Raw genomic sequence first — 15,721 nt, forward strand, 5'->3', positions numbered from 1 at the left:
TTGGTTGCGGGGGCCGGATTTGAACCGACGACCTTCGGGTTATGAGCCCGACGAGCTACCAGGCTGCTCCACCCCGCGTCCGTGGAAGCGCACTATACTCCGCTAGCGAGATGTTGCAACCTTTTTTCGACCAAATCGACATTTTTGTAAGAATTGGCTTATAAAACGCCATGTTGTGGTCTTTTTTTACACAAATCTGTGCCATCGATGAGATCGCGCATTTCAATAGCCCCGGCGCTTTGTTATCTTCAACACGCACTAAGGCTTCGCAGCAAAAGATGAGACACCATGAAAGGACGTTGGGCAAAATATGTAGCGACGGGGGCAATGTTGGCCATGCTCGCCGCCTGTTCCTCAAAACCGACCGACCGCGGTCAGCAATATAGCGATGGCAAGTTCACCCAGCCGTTTTCACTGGTAAACCAGCCGGATGCCGTCGGGGCGCCGATCAACGCCGGCGACTTCTCCGAACAGGTTAATCAAATTCGTAACGCCTCGCCGCGCCTCTATAATAGCCAGAGCAACGTCTATAATGCGCTGCAGGAGTGGCTGCGCGCGGGCGGTGACACGCGTACGCTGCGCCAGTTCGGCATTGACGCCTGGCAGATGCAGGGCACCGACAACTATGGCAACGTCCAGTTTACCGGCTACTACACGCCGGTCGTGCAGGCGCGCCACACCCGTCAGGGTGAATTCCAGTACCCCATTTACCGTATGCCGCCGAAACGCGGCAAGCTGCCGTCCCGCGCCAGCATTTATGCCGGCGCGCTGAGCGACAGCTATGTGCTGGCGTACAGCAATTCGCTGATGGATAACTTCATCATGGACGTGCAGGGCAGCGGCTATATCGATTTTGGCGATGGTTCGCCGCTCAACTTCTTTAGCTATGCCGGGAAAAACGGCTGGTCCTACCGGAGTATCGGCAAAGTGCTGATCGACCGTGGGGAAGTCAAGAAAGAAGATATGTCGATGCAGGCGATCCGCGAGTGGGGTGAAAAGCACAGCGAAGCGGAAGTGCGCGAGCTGCTGGAGCAGAACCCGTCGTTTGTGTTCTTTAAACCGCAGTCTTTCGCGCCGGTGAAAGGCGCCAGCGCCGTGCCGCTGATCGGCCGCGCTTCGGTGGCTTCCGACCGGTCGATTATTCCGCCGGGAACCACCTTGCTGGCCGAGGTGCCTCTGCTGGATAATAACGGCAAGTTTAACGGCCAGTACGAACTGCGCCTGATGGTCGCTCTCGACGTCGGCGGGGCCATCAAAGGCCAGCATTTCGACATTTATCAGGGCATTGGGCCTGACGCAGGCCACCGTGCCGGCTGGTATAACCATTATGGCCGCGTATGGGTGCTGAAAAACGCCCCGGGCGCGGGGAGCGTCTTTAGCGGCTAACTCCCCTGGCCATGCCTGTTGACCTGGGCGCCCGGATGACGCCGTTTTACGGCGGCCTCCGGGCGCTGTCATTTTGTTCTGAGGTTCTATGTCTGTTGTAATCAGCGATGCCTGGCGCCAGCGTTTTGGCGGTACGGCACGTTTATATGGTGAAAAAGCGCTGCAATGTTTTGCCGACGCCCACGTCTGCGTGGTCGGGATCGGCGGGGTCGGCTCGTGGGCGGCGGAAGCGCTGGCGCGAACCGGCATCGGGGCGATTACCCTTATTGATATGGATGATGTCTGCGTTACCAACACTAATCGTCAGATCCACGCCCTGAGCGGCAACGTCGGGCTGGCGAAAGCGGAAGTGATGGCGGAACGTATTCGTCTCATCAACCCGGAGTGTCGGGTGACGGTGGTGGATGATTTCGTGACCCCGGAAAACGTGGCCGAATACCTGGGCGCCGGCTTTAGCTATGTCATCGACGCGATCGATAGCGTCCGGCCGAAAGCGGCGCTTATCGCCTGGTGTCGCCGCTACAAAGTGCCGCTGGTCACCACCGGCGGGGCGGGCGGTCAGATTGACCCAACGCAGATCCAGGTCGCTGACCTGGCGAAGACCATCCAGGATCCGCTGGCGGCTAAACTGCGCGAGCGGCTGAAAAGTCAGTTTGGAGTGGTGAAAAACAGTAAAGGTAAGCTCGGCGTGGACTGCGTCTTCTCTACGGAAGCGCTGGTCTACCCGCAAGCGGACGGCAGCGTCTGCGCGATGAAGAGCACGGCGGAAGGGCCGAAGCGGATGGACTGCGCTTCCGGCTTTGGCGCGGCCACCATGGTGACCGCGACCTTTGGCTTCGTCGCGGTATCGCATGCTCTGAAGAAGATGCTGGCGAAAGCGGAGCGGCAGACGACGTAAATTCCCGGGTCGCGGCGCAGGCGCCTTACCCGGTCTACAGGACAATTCCCCGGAGGCGGCGCTGCGCACCTGTCCGGGCGACAAAACTGCATGAGCCCGTAGCCCGGGCAAGGCGCGTCAAGCGCCGCCCCCGGGATGAGCTTAAACCTCAACCTCGCGGGCGGCGGCGAGTACCGCCTCGCTCAGGGCGCTGAGGCCCTGGCTGCGCGAGGCGCTGAGCTGGCCGCGCAGCCCCAGCTCGTCGAACAGCGCCAGCGGATCCTGCGCCAGGATCCCGGCGCGGGTTTTTCCTTCCACGGCGGTCAACAGCACCGCCAGCAGACCGCGCACAATCCGTCCTTCGCTGTCGCCAAAGAAGTGCAGCCTGCCCTCGGCATCCTCCTCATAGCCCAGCCAGACGCGGTTTTCACACCCGGCAATCTCCCGGGCCTGCGCTTTGCGCTCATCGGTCAGCGTCGGCAGCTTTTTGCCCAATAAAATCAGCTGACGATATTTATCCTCCCACTGGTTCAGCGGGGCGAAGGTCTGGCGCAGCGTGGCGTCGGTAATGGTTGTGCCGAAGGGGTGCAGAGTTGTCATTAATCCACCAGAATTTCCAGGGCGCGATCCACCGCGTGGACCAGCGCCGCAACATCGTCTTGGGTATTGTAGGGGGCGAAAGAGGCCCGCAGCGTGCCGCTGACCCCTAAGGCCGCCAGCAGCGGCTGGGCGCAGTGTTGCCCGGCGCGCAGGGCAATGCCCGATTCCGCCAGCAGCGTCACCAGATCGCTGTGATGAACACCGTCGAATTCAAAGGCGAGCAGGCTTGACTGCTGGCAGCGGAAAGAGCGGAAGCCCGGCCGTTTCGCCAGCGCCTCTTCCGCCAGGCTCGCCAGACTGCGGCTCCAGTTTTCCGCCTGGCCGATATCGCTCTGCGCCAGCCACTCCAGGGCGGCGCTAAGGCCGATAACCCCGGCGACATTCGGCGTACCGGCCTCGAGACCATAAGGGGCCGGCTGCGGCGTAAAGCCGTCAAAGCTGACCTCGGCGATCATTTTTCCGCCGCCGAGCCAGGGCGACATCGCCGCCAGCAGCTCGCTTTTGCCGTACAGGGCGCCGATCCCGGTCGGGCCATACAGCTTATGGCCGGAAAAGGCGTAAAAATCGATATCCAGCGCCTGCACATCAGCGGGGAAATGCACCGCGCCCTGGGCGCCATCGACCATCACCACCATCCCGGCGGCGTGAGCAAGGCGGATAGCCTGCGCCAGGTCCGGGCAGCCGCCGGTGACGTTGGACATCTGGCCGATGGCCAGCACCCGGCTGCGTGGGGTGATGAGCGCGCTGAGGCTGGCGATATCCGGCAGGCGGTCGGCGCCAAGCGGCAGCTTGACCACTCTGGCGCCGGTCTGCCCGGCCACCATCAGCCAGGGCACGAGGTTGGCATGATGCTCGGCTTCGCTAACGATAATTTCATCGCCAGGCTGCAGGCGCGGCCGGACGTAGCTCTGCGCCACCATATTGATGGCCTCGGTGGTCCCCCGCGTCCAGACGATATCTTTGCCGGACGGGGCGTTAAGCCACGCCGCCACGCGCTCGCGGGCCGCCTCATAGCGCTCGGTCAGCCGCTGGGCGGCGGCGAACTGGCTGCGATGGACGTTGCCGGCGCTCAGGCGATAAAACTGGTCGCTGGCGTCGATCACCGCCTGCGGTTTGAGCGCTGTCGCCGCGCTGTCGAGATAGACGCCGGCATCGGCCAGAGCCGGAAACTGCGCGCGAAAGTGCGCCGGGTTGAATGCGTTCATGGAATTCCTCGTATCAATACCGCGATCGTCGCGCAATTTGCCGGGCGTGACAAGGCCTCTGCGTCCTGTGGAATTGTCCGAATGTGACTCCAGGTGGGTCAAAGAGGGTTATGCTGAAAAGTGTTGGGTTTGTGTTTTAACCTATTACTTAACGAGTCACGAATAGTATAAATAGCCGTAAGGAGAGAAAAATGAAAATGACTAAGGCCGCTGCGATTATCTCTGCCTGTATGCTGACTTTAGGCCTGAGCGCCTGTTCCTCTAACTATGTGATGCATACCAATGATGGGCGGACCATCGTTACCGACGGGAAACCGCAAACCGATAATGATACTGGCATGATCTCGTATAAGGACGCGTGGGGCAACAAACAGCAGATCAATCGCTCTGACGTGAAACAGCTGGGTGAGCTGGACGAGTAAGGCAGTAAAAAGGCAAAAAAAAAGCACCGCGCGTTGCGGTGCTACATTAAATCACTATGGACAGACAGGGTAAATGTACAGGAAGTGAAAAGGGGTAGCTTTGCTACCAGGGTCTGCAAAGACAGACCAATTGCAAACACAACAACACAACATCACAACCGTAAGCCAAAAGCTTGATGGAACACGCATTCCAAAAAAAGCTTCTCGTTCCGGCTCAGGAAGTGCCGCCACTATAGGTATTTGCTGGTAGAACCTCAACGGACAATTTATAATGGCTCAGATAAAAAAAACTAATAGGTTAACCATTGTTTCCTATTTGTTAAATCGAGTTAACATCTAAGCCAGAATAACCATGTCGAAGCGATTACCACCTCTGAATGCATTACGTGTTTTTGATGCAGCCGCACGTCATCTCAGCTTCACTCGGGCAGCCGATGAGCTTTTTGTGACGCAGGCCGCAGTCAGCCATCAAATCAAGTCTCTCGAGGATTTTCTGGGCCTTAAGCTGTTCCGGCGGCGCAATCGTTCGCTGCTGTTAACGGAAGAAGGGCAGAGCTATTTTCAGGATATTAAAGAGATTTTTTCGCAACTGACGGAAGCGACGCGTAAACTGCAGGCGCGCAGCGCCAAAGGGGCATTAACGGTCAGTTTATTGCCAAGTTTTGCCATCCAGTGGCTGGTGCCGAGACTGACAAGCTTTAACTCAGCTTATCCGGGAATCGACGTCAGGATCCAGGCGGTGGACCGCCAGGAGGATAAGCTGGCGGACGATGTCGATGTGGCGATTTTTTACGGGCGCGGCAACTGGCCGGGCCTGCGTGTGGAAAAATTGTACGCCGAGTATCTGCTGCCGGTCTGCTCCCCGCTCTTGCTCACCGGCGACAAAGCATTGAAAACGCCTGCCGATCTGGCGCAACATACGCTGCTTCACGATGCGTCCCGCCGCGACTGGCAAACTTATACCCGCCAGCTTGGTCTAAGCCATATTAATGTGCAACAGGGGCCGATTTTCAGCCACAGCGCGATGGTGCTGCAGGCAGCCATTCACGGACAGGGCGTGGCGCTGGCCAACAACGTGATGGCGCAGTCCGAAATTGAAGCCGGTCGTCTGGTGTGTCCGTTTAATGATGTTCTGGTCAGTAAGAATGCGTTTTACCTTGTTTGCCATGACAGTCAGGCAGAACTGGGTAAAATAGCCGCTTTCCGGCAGTGGATCCTGGCGAAAGCGGCAAGTGAACAAGAAAAATTCCGCTTTCGTTATGAACAATAAATACTTGTAGGGTAAAAACATGACCAGCCGTTTTATGCTGATATTCGCCGCGATTAGCGGCTTTATCTTTGTGGCTCTGGGTGCCTTTGGCGCGCATGTATTAAGTCAATCGCTCGGCGCGGCGGAGATGGCCTGGATCCATACCGGCCTGGAGTACCAGGCCTTCCATACCCTGGCGATTTTTGGTCTGGCGGTGGCGATGCAGCGCCGGATCAGCATCTGGTTCTACTGGAGTAGCGTATTTCTGGCGTTAGGGACCGTGTTGTTCAGCGGTAGCCTCTACTGCCTGGCGCTCTCGCATTTACGCCTGTGGGCGTTCGTGACCCCGGTGGGCGGCGTGAGCTTCCTCGCCGGTTGGGTTTTAATGTTAATTGGTGCAATTCGTCTGAAACGTAAGGGCGTTGTTCATGAATAAGGTTGTCCTCTATTGTCGCCCTGGGTTTGAGAAAGAGTGCGCAGCAGAAATTACCGATAAGGCCGCCCGCCTTGAGGTGTTTGGTTTTGCCCGGGTCAAAGATGACTCCGGCTATGTGATTTTTGAGTGCTATCAGGCCGAAGATGGCGAAAAGCTGGTGCGCGAACTGCCGTTCAGCTCCCTGGTGTTCGCCCGCCAGATGTTTGTGGTCGGCGAACTGCTGCGCGATCTGCCGCCGGAAGACCGGATTTCCCCGATCGTCGGTATGCTGCAGGGCGTGGTGGAGAAGGGTGGCGAGCTGCGTGTGGAAGTGGCGGATACCAACGAAAGCAAAGAGCTGATGAAGTTCTGCCGTAAGTTTACGGTGCCGTTACGTGCGGCGCTGCGTGAGGCGGGCGTGCTGACCAACTATGAAACGTCAAAACGTCCGGTGGTCCATGTGTTCTTTATCGCCCCCGGTTGCTGCTACACCGGCTACTCGTTGTCTAACAACAACTCGCCGTTCTATATGGGCATTCCGCGTCTTAAATTCCCGTCCGATGCGCCGAGCCGCTCCACCCTCAAGCTGGAAGAGGCATTCCACGTCTTTATTCCGGCGGATGAGTGGGATGAGCGTCTGGCGAACGGTATGTATGCCGTCGATCTCGGCGCCTGCCCGGGCGGCTGGACCTATCAGCTGGTGAAACGCAATATGTGGGTTTCCTCGGTGGATAACGGCCCAATGGCGCAGAGCCTGATGGATACCGGCCAGGTGACCTGGCTGCGCGAAGATGGCTTTAAGTATCGCCCCACGCGCAACAACATCTCGTGGATGGTGTGCGACATGGTAGAGAAACCAGCGAAAGTGGCGGCGCTGATGGCGCAGTGGCTGGTCAACGGCTGGTGCCGGGAAACCATCTTCAACCTTAAGCTGCCGATGAAAAAGCGCTACGAAGAGCTTTCGCGCAACCTGGCCTATATCCAGGAACAGCTGGACGAGCACGGCGTTAACGCCCAGATCCAGGCGCGTCAGCTGTATCACGATCGTGAAGAAGTGACCGTTCACGTGCGCCGCCTGTGGGCCGCCGTCGGCGGACGTCGCGACGAGCGTTAATCACTACACCGCAGGCCGGAGACGCGTGGGTGCTCTCCGGCCTTCCCGCCCTGTTATTAAGGCTGTGGCGCATCCGACACGATGTGCGTCACGTCATCCAGATGACCAATTCTCGCCTCGCCGGAGCGGTTGAACTTGCTTTTGTCGATCAGCAGCAGCGACTGTGCCGCCCGTTTTAGCAGGATCGATTTAAAGTCGGCATTGAACGCATTGGAGTCCCATAGCGCGCCCTGCGGGTCGATGCCTTCGCAGGAAAAAATAAACAGATCGATCTCCAGCGATTTCAGCTGGGAAATCAGCGCCGGGTTCACGTAGCAGCCATATTTCCGCTGCAGAGTGCCGCCGGAGCAGGTGAGCGTGATCTGGTCGCGTTTGGCCAGCTCCTGGCAGATGGGCTGGCTGTTGGTAAAGACATGCAGCGGGCGGTCGGGCAGCTGGCGGGCGAGATACCAGCAGGTGGAGCTGGCATCGAGGGCGATCAGCATCCCTTCGTCAATCCAGGCCAGCGCTTCGCGGGCGATATCGGCTTTATGCGCGTAATGGCTTTTCAGCCGCATGTGAAAAGGGTCGCCGCTGTCCTGGCTGCGCTGGTGGATCACTTTGGCCCGGCCGTGGTTGCGCAGCACTTTGCCCTGCGCCTGCAGCTCGCTCAGATCGCGGCGAATGGTTTCCCTGCTGACGTTGAGCTGTTTTGACAAGGTTTCGGTGGTCAGGCTGCTGTGGTTGATCAAGAGATCGACGATCGCCTGCTGGCGGGCCGCTTTCATTTATTCTCACCCCATCATTGATTGAGCGTCTGCCTGATGCAGACGCTCCGGCATGAGATTACGGCGTGACTCCTTTTTTTAAAAGGATATTTCCGTACTTAGCGCACTCTCCTGTGATAACGATCGCAAAGGCTTTTTGCGCCCGGTCGTAGAAGGCAAAGCGGTCAATCCGCACGATGTCCGGGCAGGGCGCCTGCGCCGAGAGCGCCTGCCGATAGCGCTGTTCCACCGTCGGGTCGAGCGCATCGCCTTCGACGGCGGCCATCATCACCAGCGGCGGCGCGTAGCTGTCTAACTCGAACAGCGGGATAATCGCCTGCAGCAGATCGCTGACCCGCAGGCCATCGGCGCGGATCACCTGTGGCCCCATGCTGTGCGCCGGGAAGTGGGCATCGGAAAAAATGATTTCATCCCCATGGCCCATTTCGGCCAGCACTTTCAGCAGTTCCGGCGATATCAGCGGGGAAATGGTTTTGAGCATCTCAGGCTTCCTCTATCAGTTCAGGTTCAGTTTGTGGCCAGAAATAGCGGTAGCGGTACGCGACCTGCGCTCTGGCCTGTTCCGGCGAAGAGAACTCGCCCACGCCATACCAGCCAAACATCGCCGCGCCGGCCACGGTGGTTTCGGCATCATCGAGGACTTTGACCGGTATCCCGAGTCGGTTGGCCTTGATCTGGTTCCATAGCGTGTTGCGGCTGCCGCCGCCGACCAGCAGCAGCTCTTGCGCCCTGAAGCCGCCGATGTTTTCCAGGGTATGCAGATGCTGCGCCAGCTGGTCGCTTAACCCCTCCAGCGCGGCGCGGTAAAAATGGCCGCGGGTGGTGTTGAGCGTGACGCCCCGCCAGCCGGCGTGCTGGCTGGTGAGCAGGTCGCATTGCATCCTGACGCCCTGGGCGCCGGGCGGGATCGCCTGCGCTTCGTTAATCAGCGTCTGCCACGGGGTGTCAGCGCTCCACAGCAGTTTGCGCACCCATTCGAGCACGCCGGAGGCCAGCCACTGCATTCCCGGGTTATAGCGGCCCGGCTGGCTGTCCAGCTCGCAGGTGGAGCCGCTGTAGTCACAGAGCAGCGAAGTGTCTACCTGGGCGCTGCGTACCATCAGGATCTCCCAGGTCCCGGAGGAGAGCACCGGCTCATCCTGCCCGGCGCCGGCGCCAAACAGAGCGAACTGGGTGTCATGCCCGGCCGAGATAACCGGGATCCCGGCGGGAAGGCCCAGCAGCGCAGCGGCATCTGGCAGCAGGGCGCCGATCGGCTGGCCTGCTTCAACCAGCCGCGGGAACAGGCGGCGCGGCAGGCCGGTCGCCTGCAGGATTGGCGCGCTGAAATCGCGCTGCCGGAGATCGAGTATCTGACTGGTACCCGCCATGGTGAGGTCGGTGGTGAACTCCCCTGTCAGCCGGTGGTTGATCAGCGATGAAATAAACAGCCAGGCATGGGCCTGCGCCAGCAACTGCGGGTGGTTCTCTTTCAGCCACACCAGCTTATACAGGGTGTTGAACGCAAACGCGCCGACGCCGGTAATCTGCTGCAGCTGGTGTGCTGGCATATACTGGCTGATATTCTCCATCACCGCCGCGGTGCGCGGGCATTTCCAGCTGATGATCGGATACAGCAGGGCACCCTGCTCATCCACCAGCGCGCCATCGACGCCAAAGGTCGTGACGGTGATGCCGCGCACCGTGCAGGAGGCCAGCTGGTCATGGATCTGCCGACAGCAGTCGGCAAAGCGCTGCATAATGGCCTCCAGCGACCACTGGTGCCAGTCGCTGTTCTCCGCCGCGATGTCGCTGGCGTTCGCCGTTGCGGCGCGGGCGATAATGTTTCCCTGTCGGTCAACGGCCATCGCCCGCACGTTGGTGGCGCCGCAGTCGAGGACCAGGATAACGTCTTGCTTCATAGTGACTCCCGAAACAACATCGCCGGATGGCGCGGCGCTTATTCGGCCTACAGACCGCGCGCGTCTGTAGGCCAGGTAAGCCTGCGCCACCGGGCGAAACCAACCTGTTAACGCTTATACAGCGGCCCGTAGTTCTGGCAGGCGCGGTAGTCCTGGCCTTCGATGTCCATGCCATGCGCGGCCCAGGCGGAGGGGCGGTAGATTTTCTCCGCTTCCACGTTGTGCATGCAGACAGGAATGCGCAGCATGGCGGCGAGGGTAATGAAATCCGCACCAACGTGGCCGATGGTCAGCACGCCGTGGTTGGCGCCCCAGTTGGCCATCACCGAGTACACATCGCTGAACGGGCCCTTGCCGGTCAGGCGTGGGGCAAACCAGGTGGTGGGCCAGGTGGAGTTGGTGCGGGCGTCGAGCTGGTCGTGCATCGCTTTGGGCAGCGTCACGCTCCAGCCTTCGGCAATTTGCAGCACCGGCCCCAGACCTTTGATGATGTTCACCCGGGTCATGGTGAACGGCACGCCGCCTTCGGTCAGGAAGCGGGAAGAGAAGCCGCCGCCGCGGAAGTATTCGTGGATCGCCGGGCACCATTCGGTCGCCGCGAGGCAGGCATCCGCCTCGTTCTGCTCAATCTCCCAGTGAGGTTTCATCGTCGGGTTGCCCTGCGCGTCGCGCTGCTGGCAGGAGCCGTCCAGCGCCGCAGAGCCGGAGTTAATCAGGTGAATGATGCCGTGCTCCGCCCGTCCGGTGAGCGGCTGCCCGGTGACCCGCTCAACGGCGTCCGGCGACCAGTAGGTGCGCACGTCGGCAAACACCTGGGCGGTGCCGGTGAGCTGATGACCCATCAGCATGGCCACGCCGTTGAGGCTGTCGTTTTCGGTAGCGACGACAAACGGCTCGCGCACCCCGTTCCAGTCAAAAGAGCTGTTGAGTAGCGCTTCGGCGGTATCGCCATTGGGGTATTGATCGGTCCAGTGGCGCTGACCCTGGAAACCGGCGGCGATGGCGTTGTAGCCCAGCGACTCCTCCACCAGCCCTTTTTCCGCCAGCTTCGGGTTGCCCTGCATCATGTCGCGGATGCACATCGCCATCAGCAGGCTCTCTTTCAGCACCGCGCGGCTCTGTGTTTCATTGCGCTTATACTGCTCAGCGTTCTGATCTTCGCCGTAGCGGAAATGTTTATCCGCCCATGCCAGCGCCATCTCCAGCTCGGTTTCATCATAGATTTTCTGATCGATTCGCCGGCGCAGCTCCGTCATGTCGACAGCCTGCACCTTCATGCCGAGCCAGGACTCAAAAAAGTTATGGTCGACGATGGAGCCGGCGATGCCCATTGAGACGCCGCCCAGCGACAGATAGCTTTTCCCTTTCATACTGGCGACGGCCAGGCCGGCGCGCGCGAAGCGCAACAGCTTTTCTTCGACATCCGCCGGGATCGAGGTGTCATCGGCATCCTGCACGTCATGCCCGTAGATGGAGAACGCCGGGATCCCTTTCTGGCTATGGGCCGCCAGCGCGGCGGCCAGATAGACTGCCCCCGGACGCTCGGTGCCGTTAAAGCCCCAGATGGCCTTCGGGCGCAGCGGATCCATGTCGATGGTTTCGCTGCCGTAGCACCAGCAGGGGGTGACGGTGATGGTCACGCCGACGTTCTGGCTGCTGAATTTCTCTTCACAGGCGGCCGACTCGGCCATGCCGGCGATGCAGGTATCGGCAATCACGCACTCCACCTGGGCGCCGCAGGCGTGGCGCAGTTTCTCGCTGATAAGCGCGGCGGTGGCTTTCGCCATGTTCATGGTTTGCGCTTCCAGCGACTCGCGGACCCCCATGCGACGACCATCGATTACCGGGCGGATACCGATCTTCGGTAAGCTCATTTTTTTCATTACAGATCCCTCAGGTTATGCGGATAACAGGTTTAGTTCGTCACCGCTTGTGAACGGAAACGGGCAAAAATAAAGATGATGGCGAAGCACAGCGCCGGGACCAGTTCGGCGGTCGGGATATTGCCGGCGGCGTCGCTGACAAAGCCCATCACCGGGGTGACGATCCCGCCGCCGATAATGGTCATGACGATAAATGACGAGCCATACTTGGTGTCCTGGCCCAGATGCTTAATCCCCAGCGAGAAGATGGTCGGGTACTGAATGGACATAAAGGCGCTGCACAGCGTCAGGGGCAGCAGGCCGACGTGGCCGCCGCTGAAGGCGGAGAGCAAACAAAGCAGCATGGCGATAAACGCATAGATAGCGAGCACGTTATGCGGCGCAAAGCGGCGGATAAGCCAGGTGCCGGTAAAACGGCCAATAAAGAAGCAGACCATGGTGCCGGTCAGGTAGTTGGCGGCGAAACCGGCCGTCATGCCCGGGATCTCTTCGATAGCGTAGCGAATCAGGTAGCTCCAGCAGGCGGTTTGCGCGCCGACGTAGCAGAACTGGGCCAGCACCGCCCAGCGCCAGTGACGGATGCGCATCAGGCGCGTCAGCGAGGCGAGGAAGGTGCTCTGCGCGCTGTCGCTGTGGTCATCGCTCTGCAGGGAGGGGAAGCGGGTGCAGACGATCAGCAGGGCGACCAGCAGGACGATGGCCACGATAATCATATAGGGGGTTTGTACCGACAGGACCAGGCTGTGCTTCCAGGCGCCGAGCTGTTCCGGCGTCATTTTATCCAGCACCTCCTGCGGCTGATGCGGGACGTTAGACAAAATAAGACTCTGGCCAAATACCACGGCAATAATGGCGCCAAAGGAGTTAAAGGTCTGGGCCAGATTAAGGCGGAAGTGACCACCGCTTTCCGGACCGAGGACGGTCACAAACGGGTTGGCCGCGGTTTCCAGACAGCCAAGTCCGGCGGCGATAATAAATAATCCAATCAGGAATAAGGTGTAATTCATCACTTCGGCGGCAGGCCAGAACAGCGCGGCGCCGCAGGCATATAAAAACAGGCCAGTAAGAATACCTGCTTTATAGCTGAATTTTTTCATCAGCATCCCGGCGGGGATGGGAATAACAAAATAGCCAAAATAAAAAGCCGACTGGATTAATCCGGCCTGAAAATTAGTCAGGGTAAAGGCCTGTTGAAATTGCGGTAATAAAATATCATTCAGATTATTGGCCACGGCCCACAGAAAAAAGAGGGAGCACAGCAGAGCAAAAGGAATAATGTAGCTCTTACTCTGCCCGCTCTCCATGGCGCGGTAACTTTGCGTTGGTATCGTTGTGTTTCCCATAGCGTCCTCATCGGTTCAGAAGCATTTACAACAGCGTTCAGGGCGCAGTCTGGTGCTGCAGCAGACCGCAAAATTAAGTGAGCTCAGGTGACGCGCCGGTGAGTGAAATGAAAGTCACGGCGGAACTCATGGCTTCATTTTCAAATAAAAACCGCCTGTTAATATGATGATGGTCACACTTAACGTTCTGCGGGCCATTTTATGTGATAATTGTCACTTTAATTTTTCAAAAACGCTGACCGTTTGAGAAAATAAATTCACAAAACCACAATGCTAATGACCGAATGAATGTATATCGTGGAAAACGGGCAAATGTTACAAGAAAATAAAATGCCCGCTTGATTAAATATTATTAAGAACGGGCATTTTAAACGCGCTCTTAACGGACGTAATTCATTTTTTCATGGCGGAATTATTGACGCGGTTCACAAAATATAGTCATGAAAATTCCCCTTTGATTATTCAGGTTGATGATGAAGACCATTATTCACCCTATCCCACGGTAGCCGACGATATTTCCGTTGCCCTGCCGTTGACGGATGATGAGTCACCAAAAGAGGAACGCAATGGAAAGATACAGACTGGCCCGGCAGATTATCGATACCTGCCTGGAAATGACCCGCCTGGGGTTAAATCAGGGGACCGCCGGCAATGTCAGCGTGCGCTATCAGGGAGGAATGCTGATCACCCCCACCGGTATCCCGTATGAAAAGCTGACGGAAGACAAGATCGTCTTTATTGATGCCGACGGCCAGCATGAGCAGGGAAAACTGCCCTCCAGCGAATGGCGTTTTCATCAGGCGGCCTACCAGACGCGGCCCGATGCCCAGGCGGTGGTCCACAATCACGCCGTTCATTGTACGGCGGTGTCGATCCTCAACCGGCCCATCCCGGCCATCCACTATATGATTGCCGCGGCCGGCGGGAATTCGATTCCCTGCGCGCCCTATGCCACCTTCGGCACCCGCGAGCTGTCTGAACATGTCGCTGTGGCGCTGAAGCACCGCAAGGCGACGCTGCTGCAACATCATGGCCTGATCGCCTGCGAGGCCAGCCTGGAGAAAGCGCTCTGGCTGGCGCATGAAGTGGAAGTTCTGGCCCAACTCTATCTCAGCACCCTGGCGATTACCGACCCGGTACCGGTGCTGGATGACGAGGCGATCGCCATCGTGCTGGAGAAGTTCAAAACCTACGGATTACGCATTGAAGAGTGATGCCGCAACGCTAACAGGAGAGACGCGATGGCAAACCGAATGATCCTCAACGAAACGGCGTGGTTTGGCCGGGGAGCGATAAACGCATTAACCGATGAAGTGGCGCGGCGCGGTTATCGCAAAGCATTGATCGTGACCGACAGCACGCTCGCCCGCTGCGGTGTGGCGGCGAAAGTCACCGATAAACTGGATGCCGCCGGGCTGGCATGGGATATGTTCAGCGACGTGATCCCTAACCCGACCATTGCCGTGGTCCAGCAGGGACTGCAGGCCTTTCAGCGCAGCGGGGCGGATTACCTGATCGCCATCGGCGGCGGTTCGCCGCAGGATACCTGTAAAGCGATCGGTATTATTCAGCGTAACCCGGAATTCGCCGATGTCCGTAGCCTTGAGGGGCTGTCGCCCACCCGTCAGCCCAGCGTGCCGATCTTCGCGGTGCCGACCACCGCGGGTACCGCGGCGGAGGTGACGATTAACTATGTCATCACCGACGAAGAACAGCGGCGCAAGTTCGTCTGCGTCGATCCGCATGATATTCCGCAGGTGGCCTTTATCGATGCCGATATGATGGACGCCATGCCGCCGGCGCTGAAGGCGGCTACCGGCGTGGACGCCCTGACACATGCTATCGAAGGGTATCTCACTCGCGGCGCCTGGGCGTTGACCGATGCGCTGCACCTCAAGGCCATCGAGATCATTGCCGGGGCGCTGCGCGGCTCAGTTGCCGGGGACGCCGGCGCGGGCGAAGCCATGGCGCTGGGCCAGTATGTCGCGGGGATGGGGTTTTCCAACGTCGGGCTCGGGCTGGTGCACGGCATGGCGCATCCGCTCGGCGCTTTTTACAACACGCCGCACGGCGTGGCGAATGCCATCCTGCTGCCGCACGTGATGCGCTTTAATGCTGAGGCGACCGGGGAAAAATATCGCGATATCGCCCAGGCGATGGGCGTCAGGGTGGAAGCGTTAAGCCTGACTGCCGCGCGCCAGGCGGCAGTGGAGGCGGTCTGCCAGCTAAACCGCGATGTCGGTATTCCCGGCCATCTGCGCGAGGTGGGCGTCAGGAAAGAGGATATTCCGGCGCTGGCGCAGGCGGCGCTGGAGGATGTGTGTACCGGCGGTAACCCGCGTGAGGCGAGCCTGGCCGATATCGTCGGGTTATATCAGGCGGCCTGGTGATTGCCTGGCCCGGGTAAAGCAGGCAATGCCGGAGGCAGTTACCCTGCACCGGCGCACCTCTTAACGATGGTTAGCGCGTCAGCCGCAGCTGCTGCAGATTGCCATCCAGCTGGAGGTCGGTCTGCAGGCGGGCCACTTCCCGGCAGGTGAAGGCCATCTCCTGATGCGC

The 15,721-nt window shown here is 59.1% G+C and carries 15 protein-coding genes, 1 tRNA gene and 1 pseudogene; 8 read left to right on the plus strand and 9 right to left on the minus strand.

What is annotated here, in order from left to right; genetic code table 11:
• Position 1 precedes the first annotated feature (1 nt).
• Positions 2-78, minus strand: a tRNA-Met gene (locus CWM53_RS10620).
• Positions 79-288: 210 nt separating this feature from the next.
• Between CWM53_RS10620 and mltA the strand changes: the two genes are divergently transcribed.
• A complete protein-coding gene (gene mltA / locus CWM53_RS10625) occupies positions 289-1,386 on the plus strand; it encodes a murein transglycosylase A (protein WP_100730291.1) in 1,098 nt (365 codons plus the stop codon).
• Between the two features lie 88 nt (positions 1,387-1,474).
• Positions 1,475-2,284 (plus strand): tRNA cyclic N6-threonylcarbamoyladenosine(37) synthase TcdA, encoded by an 810-nt coding sequence (gene tcdA / locus CWM53_RS10630; protein ID WP_012540708.1) that lies wholly within the window; start codon positions 1,475-1,477, stop codon positions 2,282-2,284.
• A gap of 141 nt (positions 2,285-2,425) precedes the next feature.
• On the opposite strand, the gene csdE is transcribed toward tcdA, so the two are convergent.
• The gene (gene csdE / locus CWM53_RS10635) at positions 2,426-2,863 is read right to left on the minus strand and encodes a cysteine desulfurase sulfur acceptor subunit CsdE (protein WP_012967316.1); all 438 of its coding nucleotides are present in this window, start codon (positions 2,861-2,863) and stop codon (positions 2,426-2,428) included.
• Complete coding sequence (gene csdA, locus CWM53_RS10640; RefSeq protein WP_008806276.1) at positions 2,863-4,068, minus strand: cysteine desulfurase CsdA; 1,206 nt, start codon at positions 4,066-4,068, stop codon at positions 2,863-2,865. Before csdA ends, csdE begins: the two co-directional genes overlap by 1 nt.
• 197 nt (positions 4,069-4,265) lie before the next feature.
• Here csdA and CWM53_RS10645 point away from each other — a divergent pair, with 197 nt between their 5' ends.
• From CWM53_RS10645 to rlmM, 4 genes are all read left to right on the plus strand, one after another.
• Positions 4,266-4,490, plus strand: a complete 225-nt coding sequence (locus CWM53_RS10645) for a YgdI/YgdR family lipoprotein (protein WP_002915549.1) — start codon at positions 4,266-4,268, stop codon at positions 4,488-4,490.
• Between the two features lie 352 nt (positions 4,491-4,842).
• Positions 4,843-5,760, plus strand: coding sequence for a glycine cleavage system transcriptional regulator GcvA (gcvA, locus tag CWM53_RS10650; RefSeq protein ID WP_002915545.1), 918 nt, complete (start codon positions 4,843-4,845; stop codon positions 5,758-5,760).
• A gap of 19 nt (positions 5,761-5,779) precedes the next feature.
• A complete protein-coding gene (locus CWM53_RS10655; protein WP_002915543.1) occupies positions 5,780-6,175 on the plus strand; it encodes a DUF423 domain-containing protein in 396 nt (131 codons plus the stop codon).
• The gene (gene rlmM, locus CWM53_RS10660; RefSeq protein WP_100675826.1) at positions 6,168-7,268 is read left to right on the plus strand and encodes a 23S rRNA (cytidine(2498)-2'-O)-methyltransferase RlmM; all 1,101 of its coding nucleotides are present in this window, start codon (positions 6,168-6,170) and stop codon (positions 7,266-7,268) included. Before CWM53_RS10655 ends, rlmM begins: the two co-directional genes overlap by 8 nt.
• 56 nt (positions 7,269-7,324) lie before the next feature.
• On the opposite strand, the gene fucR is transcribed toward rlmM, so the two are convergent.
• The 5 genes from fucR to fucP all read right to left on the minus strand — a co-directional run bounded on the left by fucR (position 7,325) and on the right by fucP (position 13,162).
• Positions 7,325-8,035 carry an L-fucose operon activator gene (fucR, locus tag CWM53_RS10665; RefSeq protein ID WP_074387718.1) on the minus strand — a complete coding sequence of 237 codons (711 nt, stop codon included), beginning with the start codon at positions 8,033-8,035 and terminating at the stop codon, positions 7,325-7,327.
• Between the two features lie 58 nt (positions 8,036-8,093).
• Positions 8,094-8,516 carry an L-fucose mutarotase gene (fucU, locus tag CWM53_RS10670; protein ID WP_017899197.1) on the minus strand — a complete coding sequence of 141 codons (423 nt, stop codon included), beginning with the start codon at positions 8,514-8,516 and terminating at the stop codon, positions 8,094-8,096.
• Between the two features lies 1 nt (position 8,517).
• Positions 8,518-9,936, minus strand: a complete 1,419-nt coding sequence (fucK, locus tag CWM53_RS10675; protein WP_074387719.1) for an L-fuculokinase — start codon at positions 9,934-9,936, stop codon at positions 8,518-8,520.
• A gap of 107 nt (positions 9,937-10,043) precedes the next feature.
• Complete coding sequence (fucI, locus tag CWM53_RS10680; protein WP_074387720.1) at positions 10,044-11,819, minus strand: L-fucose isomerase; 1,776 nt, start codon at positions 11,817-11,819, stop codon at positions 10,044-10,046.
• A gap of 32 nt (positions 11,820-11,851) precedes the next feature.
• A complete protein-coding gene (gene fucP / locus CWM53_RS10685; protein ID WP_100730290.1) occupies positions 11,852-13,162 on the minus strand; it encodes an L-fucose:H+ symporter permease in 1,311 nt (436 codons plus the stop codon).
• Between the two features lie 566 nt (positions 13,163-13,728).
• On the opposite strand from fucP, the gene fucA reads away from it, so the two are divergent.
• A complete protein-coding gene (fucA, locus tag CWM53_RS10690; RefSeq protein WP_100730289.1) occupies positions 13,729-14,376 on the plus strand; it encodes an L-fuculose-phosphate aldolase in 648 nt (215 codons plus the stop codon).
• Positions 14,377-14,403: 27 nt separating this feature from the next.
• On the plus strand, positions 14,404-15,552 hold the full coding sequence (fucO, locus tag CWM53_RS10695) for a lactaldehyde reductase (protein ID WP_100697289.1): 1,149 nt from the start codon (positions 14,404-14,406) through the stop codon (positions 15,550-15,552).
• 70 nt (positions 15,553-15,622) lie between these two features.
• Here fucO and CWM53_RS10700 read toward each other — a convergent pair.
• Positions 15,623-15,721, minus strand: a pseudogene (locus CWM53_RS10700) (flap endonuclease Xni); the annotation flags it as partial.

This window comes from Klebsiella sp. A-Nf5 (assembly GCF_002810545.1).
Classification (GTDB): domain Bacteria; phylum Pseudomonadota; class Gammaproteobacteria; order Enterobacterales; family Enterobacteriaceae; genus Klebsiella; species Klebsiella variicola.

What these genes read in the sequence shown, in the direction of transcription:
- csdE (WP_012967316.1), bottom strand. Translation starts at nt 2,863, where the DNA reads ATGACAACTCTGCACCCCTTCGGCACAACCATTACCGACGCCACGCTG.
- fucO (WP_100697289.1), top strand. Translation starts at nt 14,404, where the DNA reads ATGGCAAACCGAATGATCCTCAACGAAACGGCGTGGTTTGGCCGGGGA.
- csdA (WP_008806276.1), bottom strand. Translation starts at nt 4,068, where the DNA reads ATGAACGCATTCAACCCGGCGCACTTTCGCGCGCAGTTTCCGGCTCTG.
- tcdA (WP_012540708.1), top strand. Translation starts at nt 1,475, where the DNA reads ATGTCTGTTGTAATCAGCGATGCCTGGCGCCAGCGTTTTGGCGGTACG.
- mltA (WP_100730291.1), top strand. Translation starts at nt 289, where the DNA reads ATGAAAGGACGTTGGGCAAAATATGTAGCGACGGGGGCAATGTTGGCC.
- CWM53_RS10645 (WP_002915549.1), top strand. Translation starts at nt 4,266, where the DNA reads ATGACTAAGGCCGCTGCGATTATCTCTGCCTGTATGCTGACTTTAGGC.
- fucA (WP_100730289.1), top strand. Translation starts at nt 13,729, where the DNA reads ATGGAAAGATACAGACTGGCCCGGCAGATTATCGATACCTGCCTGGAA.
- fucK (WP_074387719.1), bottom strand. Translation starts at nt 9,936, where the DNA reads ATGAAGCAAGACGTTATCCTGGTCCTCGACTGCGGCGCCACCAACGTG.
- rlmM (WP_100675826.1), top strand. Translation starts at nt 6,168, where the DNA reads ATGAATAAGGTTGTCCTCTATTGTCGCCCTGGGTTTGAGAAAGAGTGC.
- fucU (WP_017899197.1), bottom strand. Translation starts at nt 8,516, where the DNA reads ATGCTCAAAACCATTTCCCCGCTGATATCGCCGGAACTGCTGAAAGTG.
- CWM53_RS10655 (WP_002915543.1), top strand. Translation starts at nt 5,780, where the DNA reads ATGACCAGCCGTTTTATGCTGATATTCGCCGCGATTAGCGGCTTTATC.
- fucR (WP_074387718.1), bottom strand. Translation starts at nt 8,035, where the DNA reads ATGAAAGCGGCCCGCCAGCAGGCGATCGTCGATCTCTTGATCAACCAC.
- fucI (WP_074387720.1), bottom strand. Translation starts at nt 11,819, where the DNA reads ATGAAAAAAATGAGCTTACCGAAGATCGGTATCCGCCCGGTAATCGAT.
- gcvA (WP_002915545.1), top strand. Translation starts at nt 4,843, where the DNA reads ATGTCGAAGCGATTACCACCTCTGAATGCATTACGTGTTTTTGATGCA.
- fucP (WP_100730290.1), bottom strand. Translation starts at nt 13,162, where the DNA reads ATGGGAAACACAACGATACCAACGCAAAGTTACCGCGCCATGGAGAGC.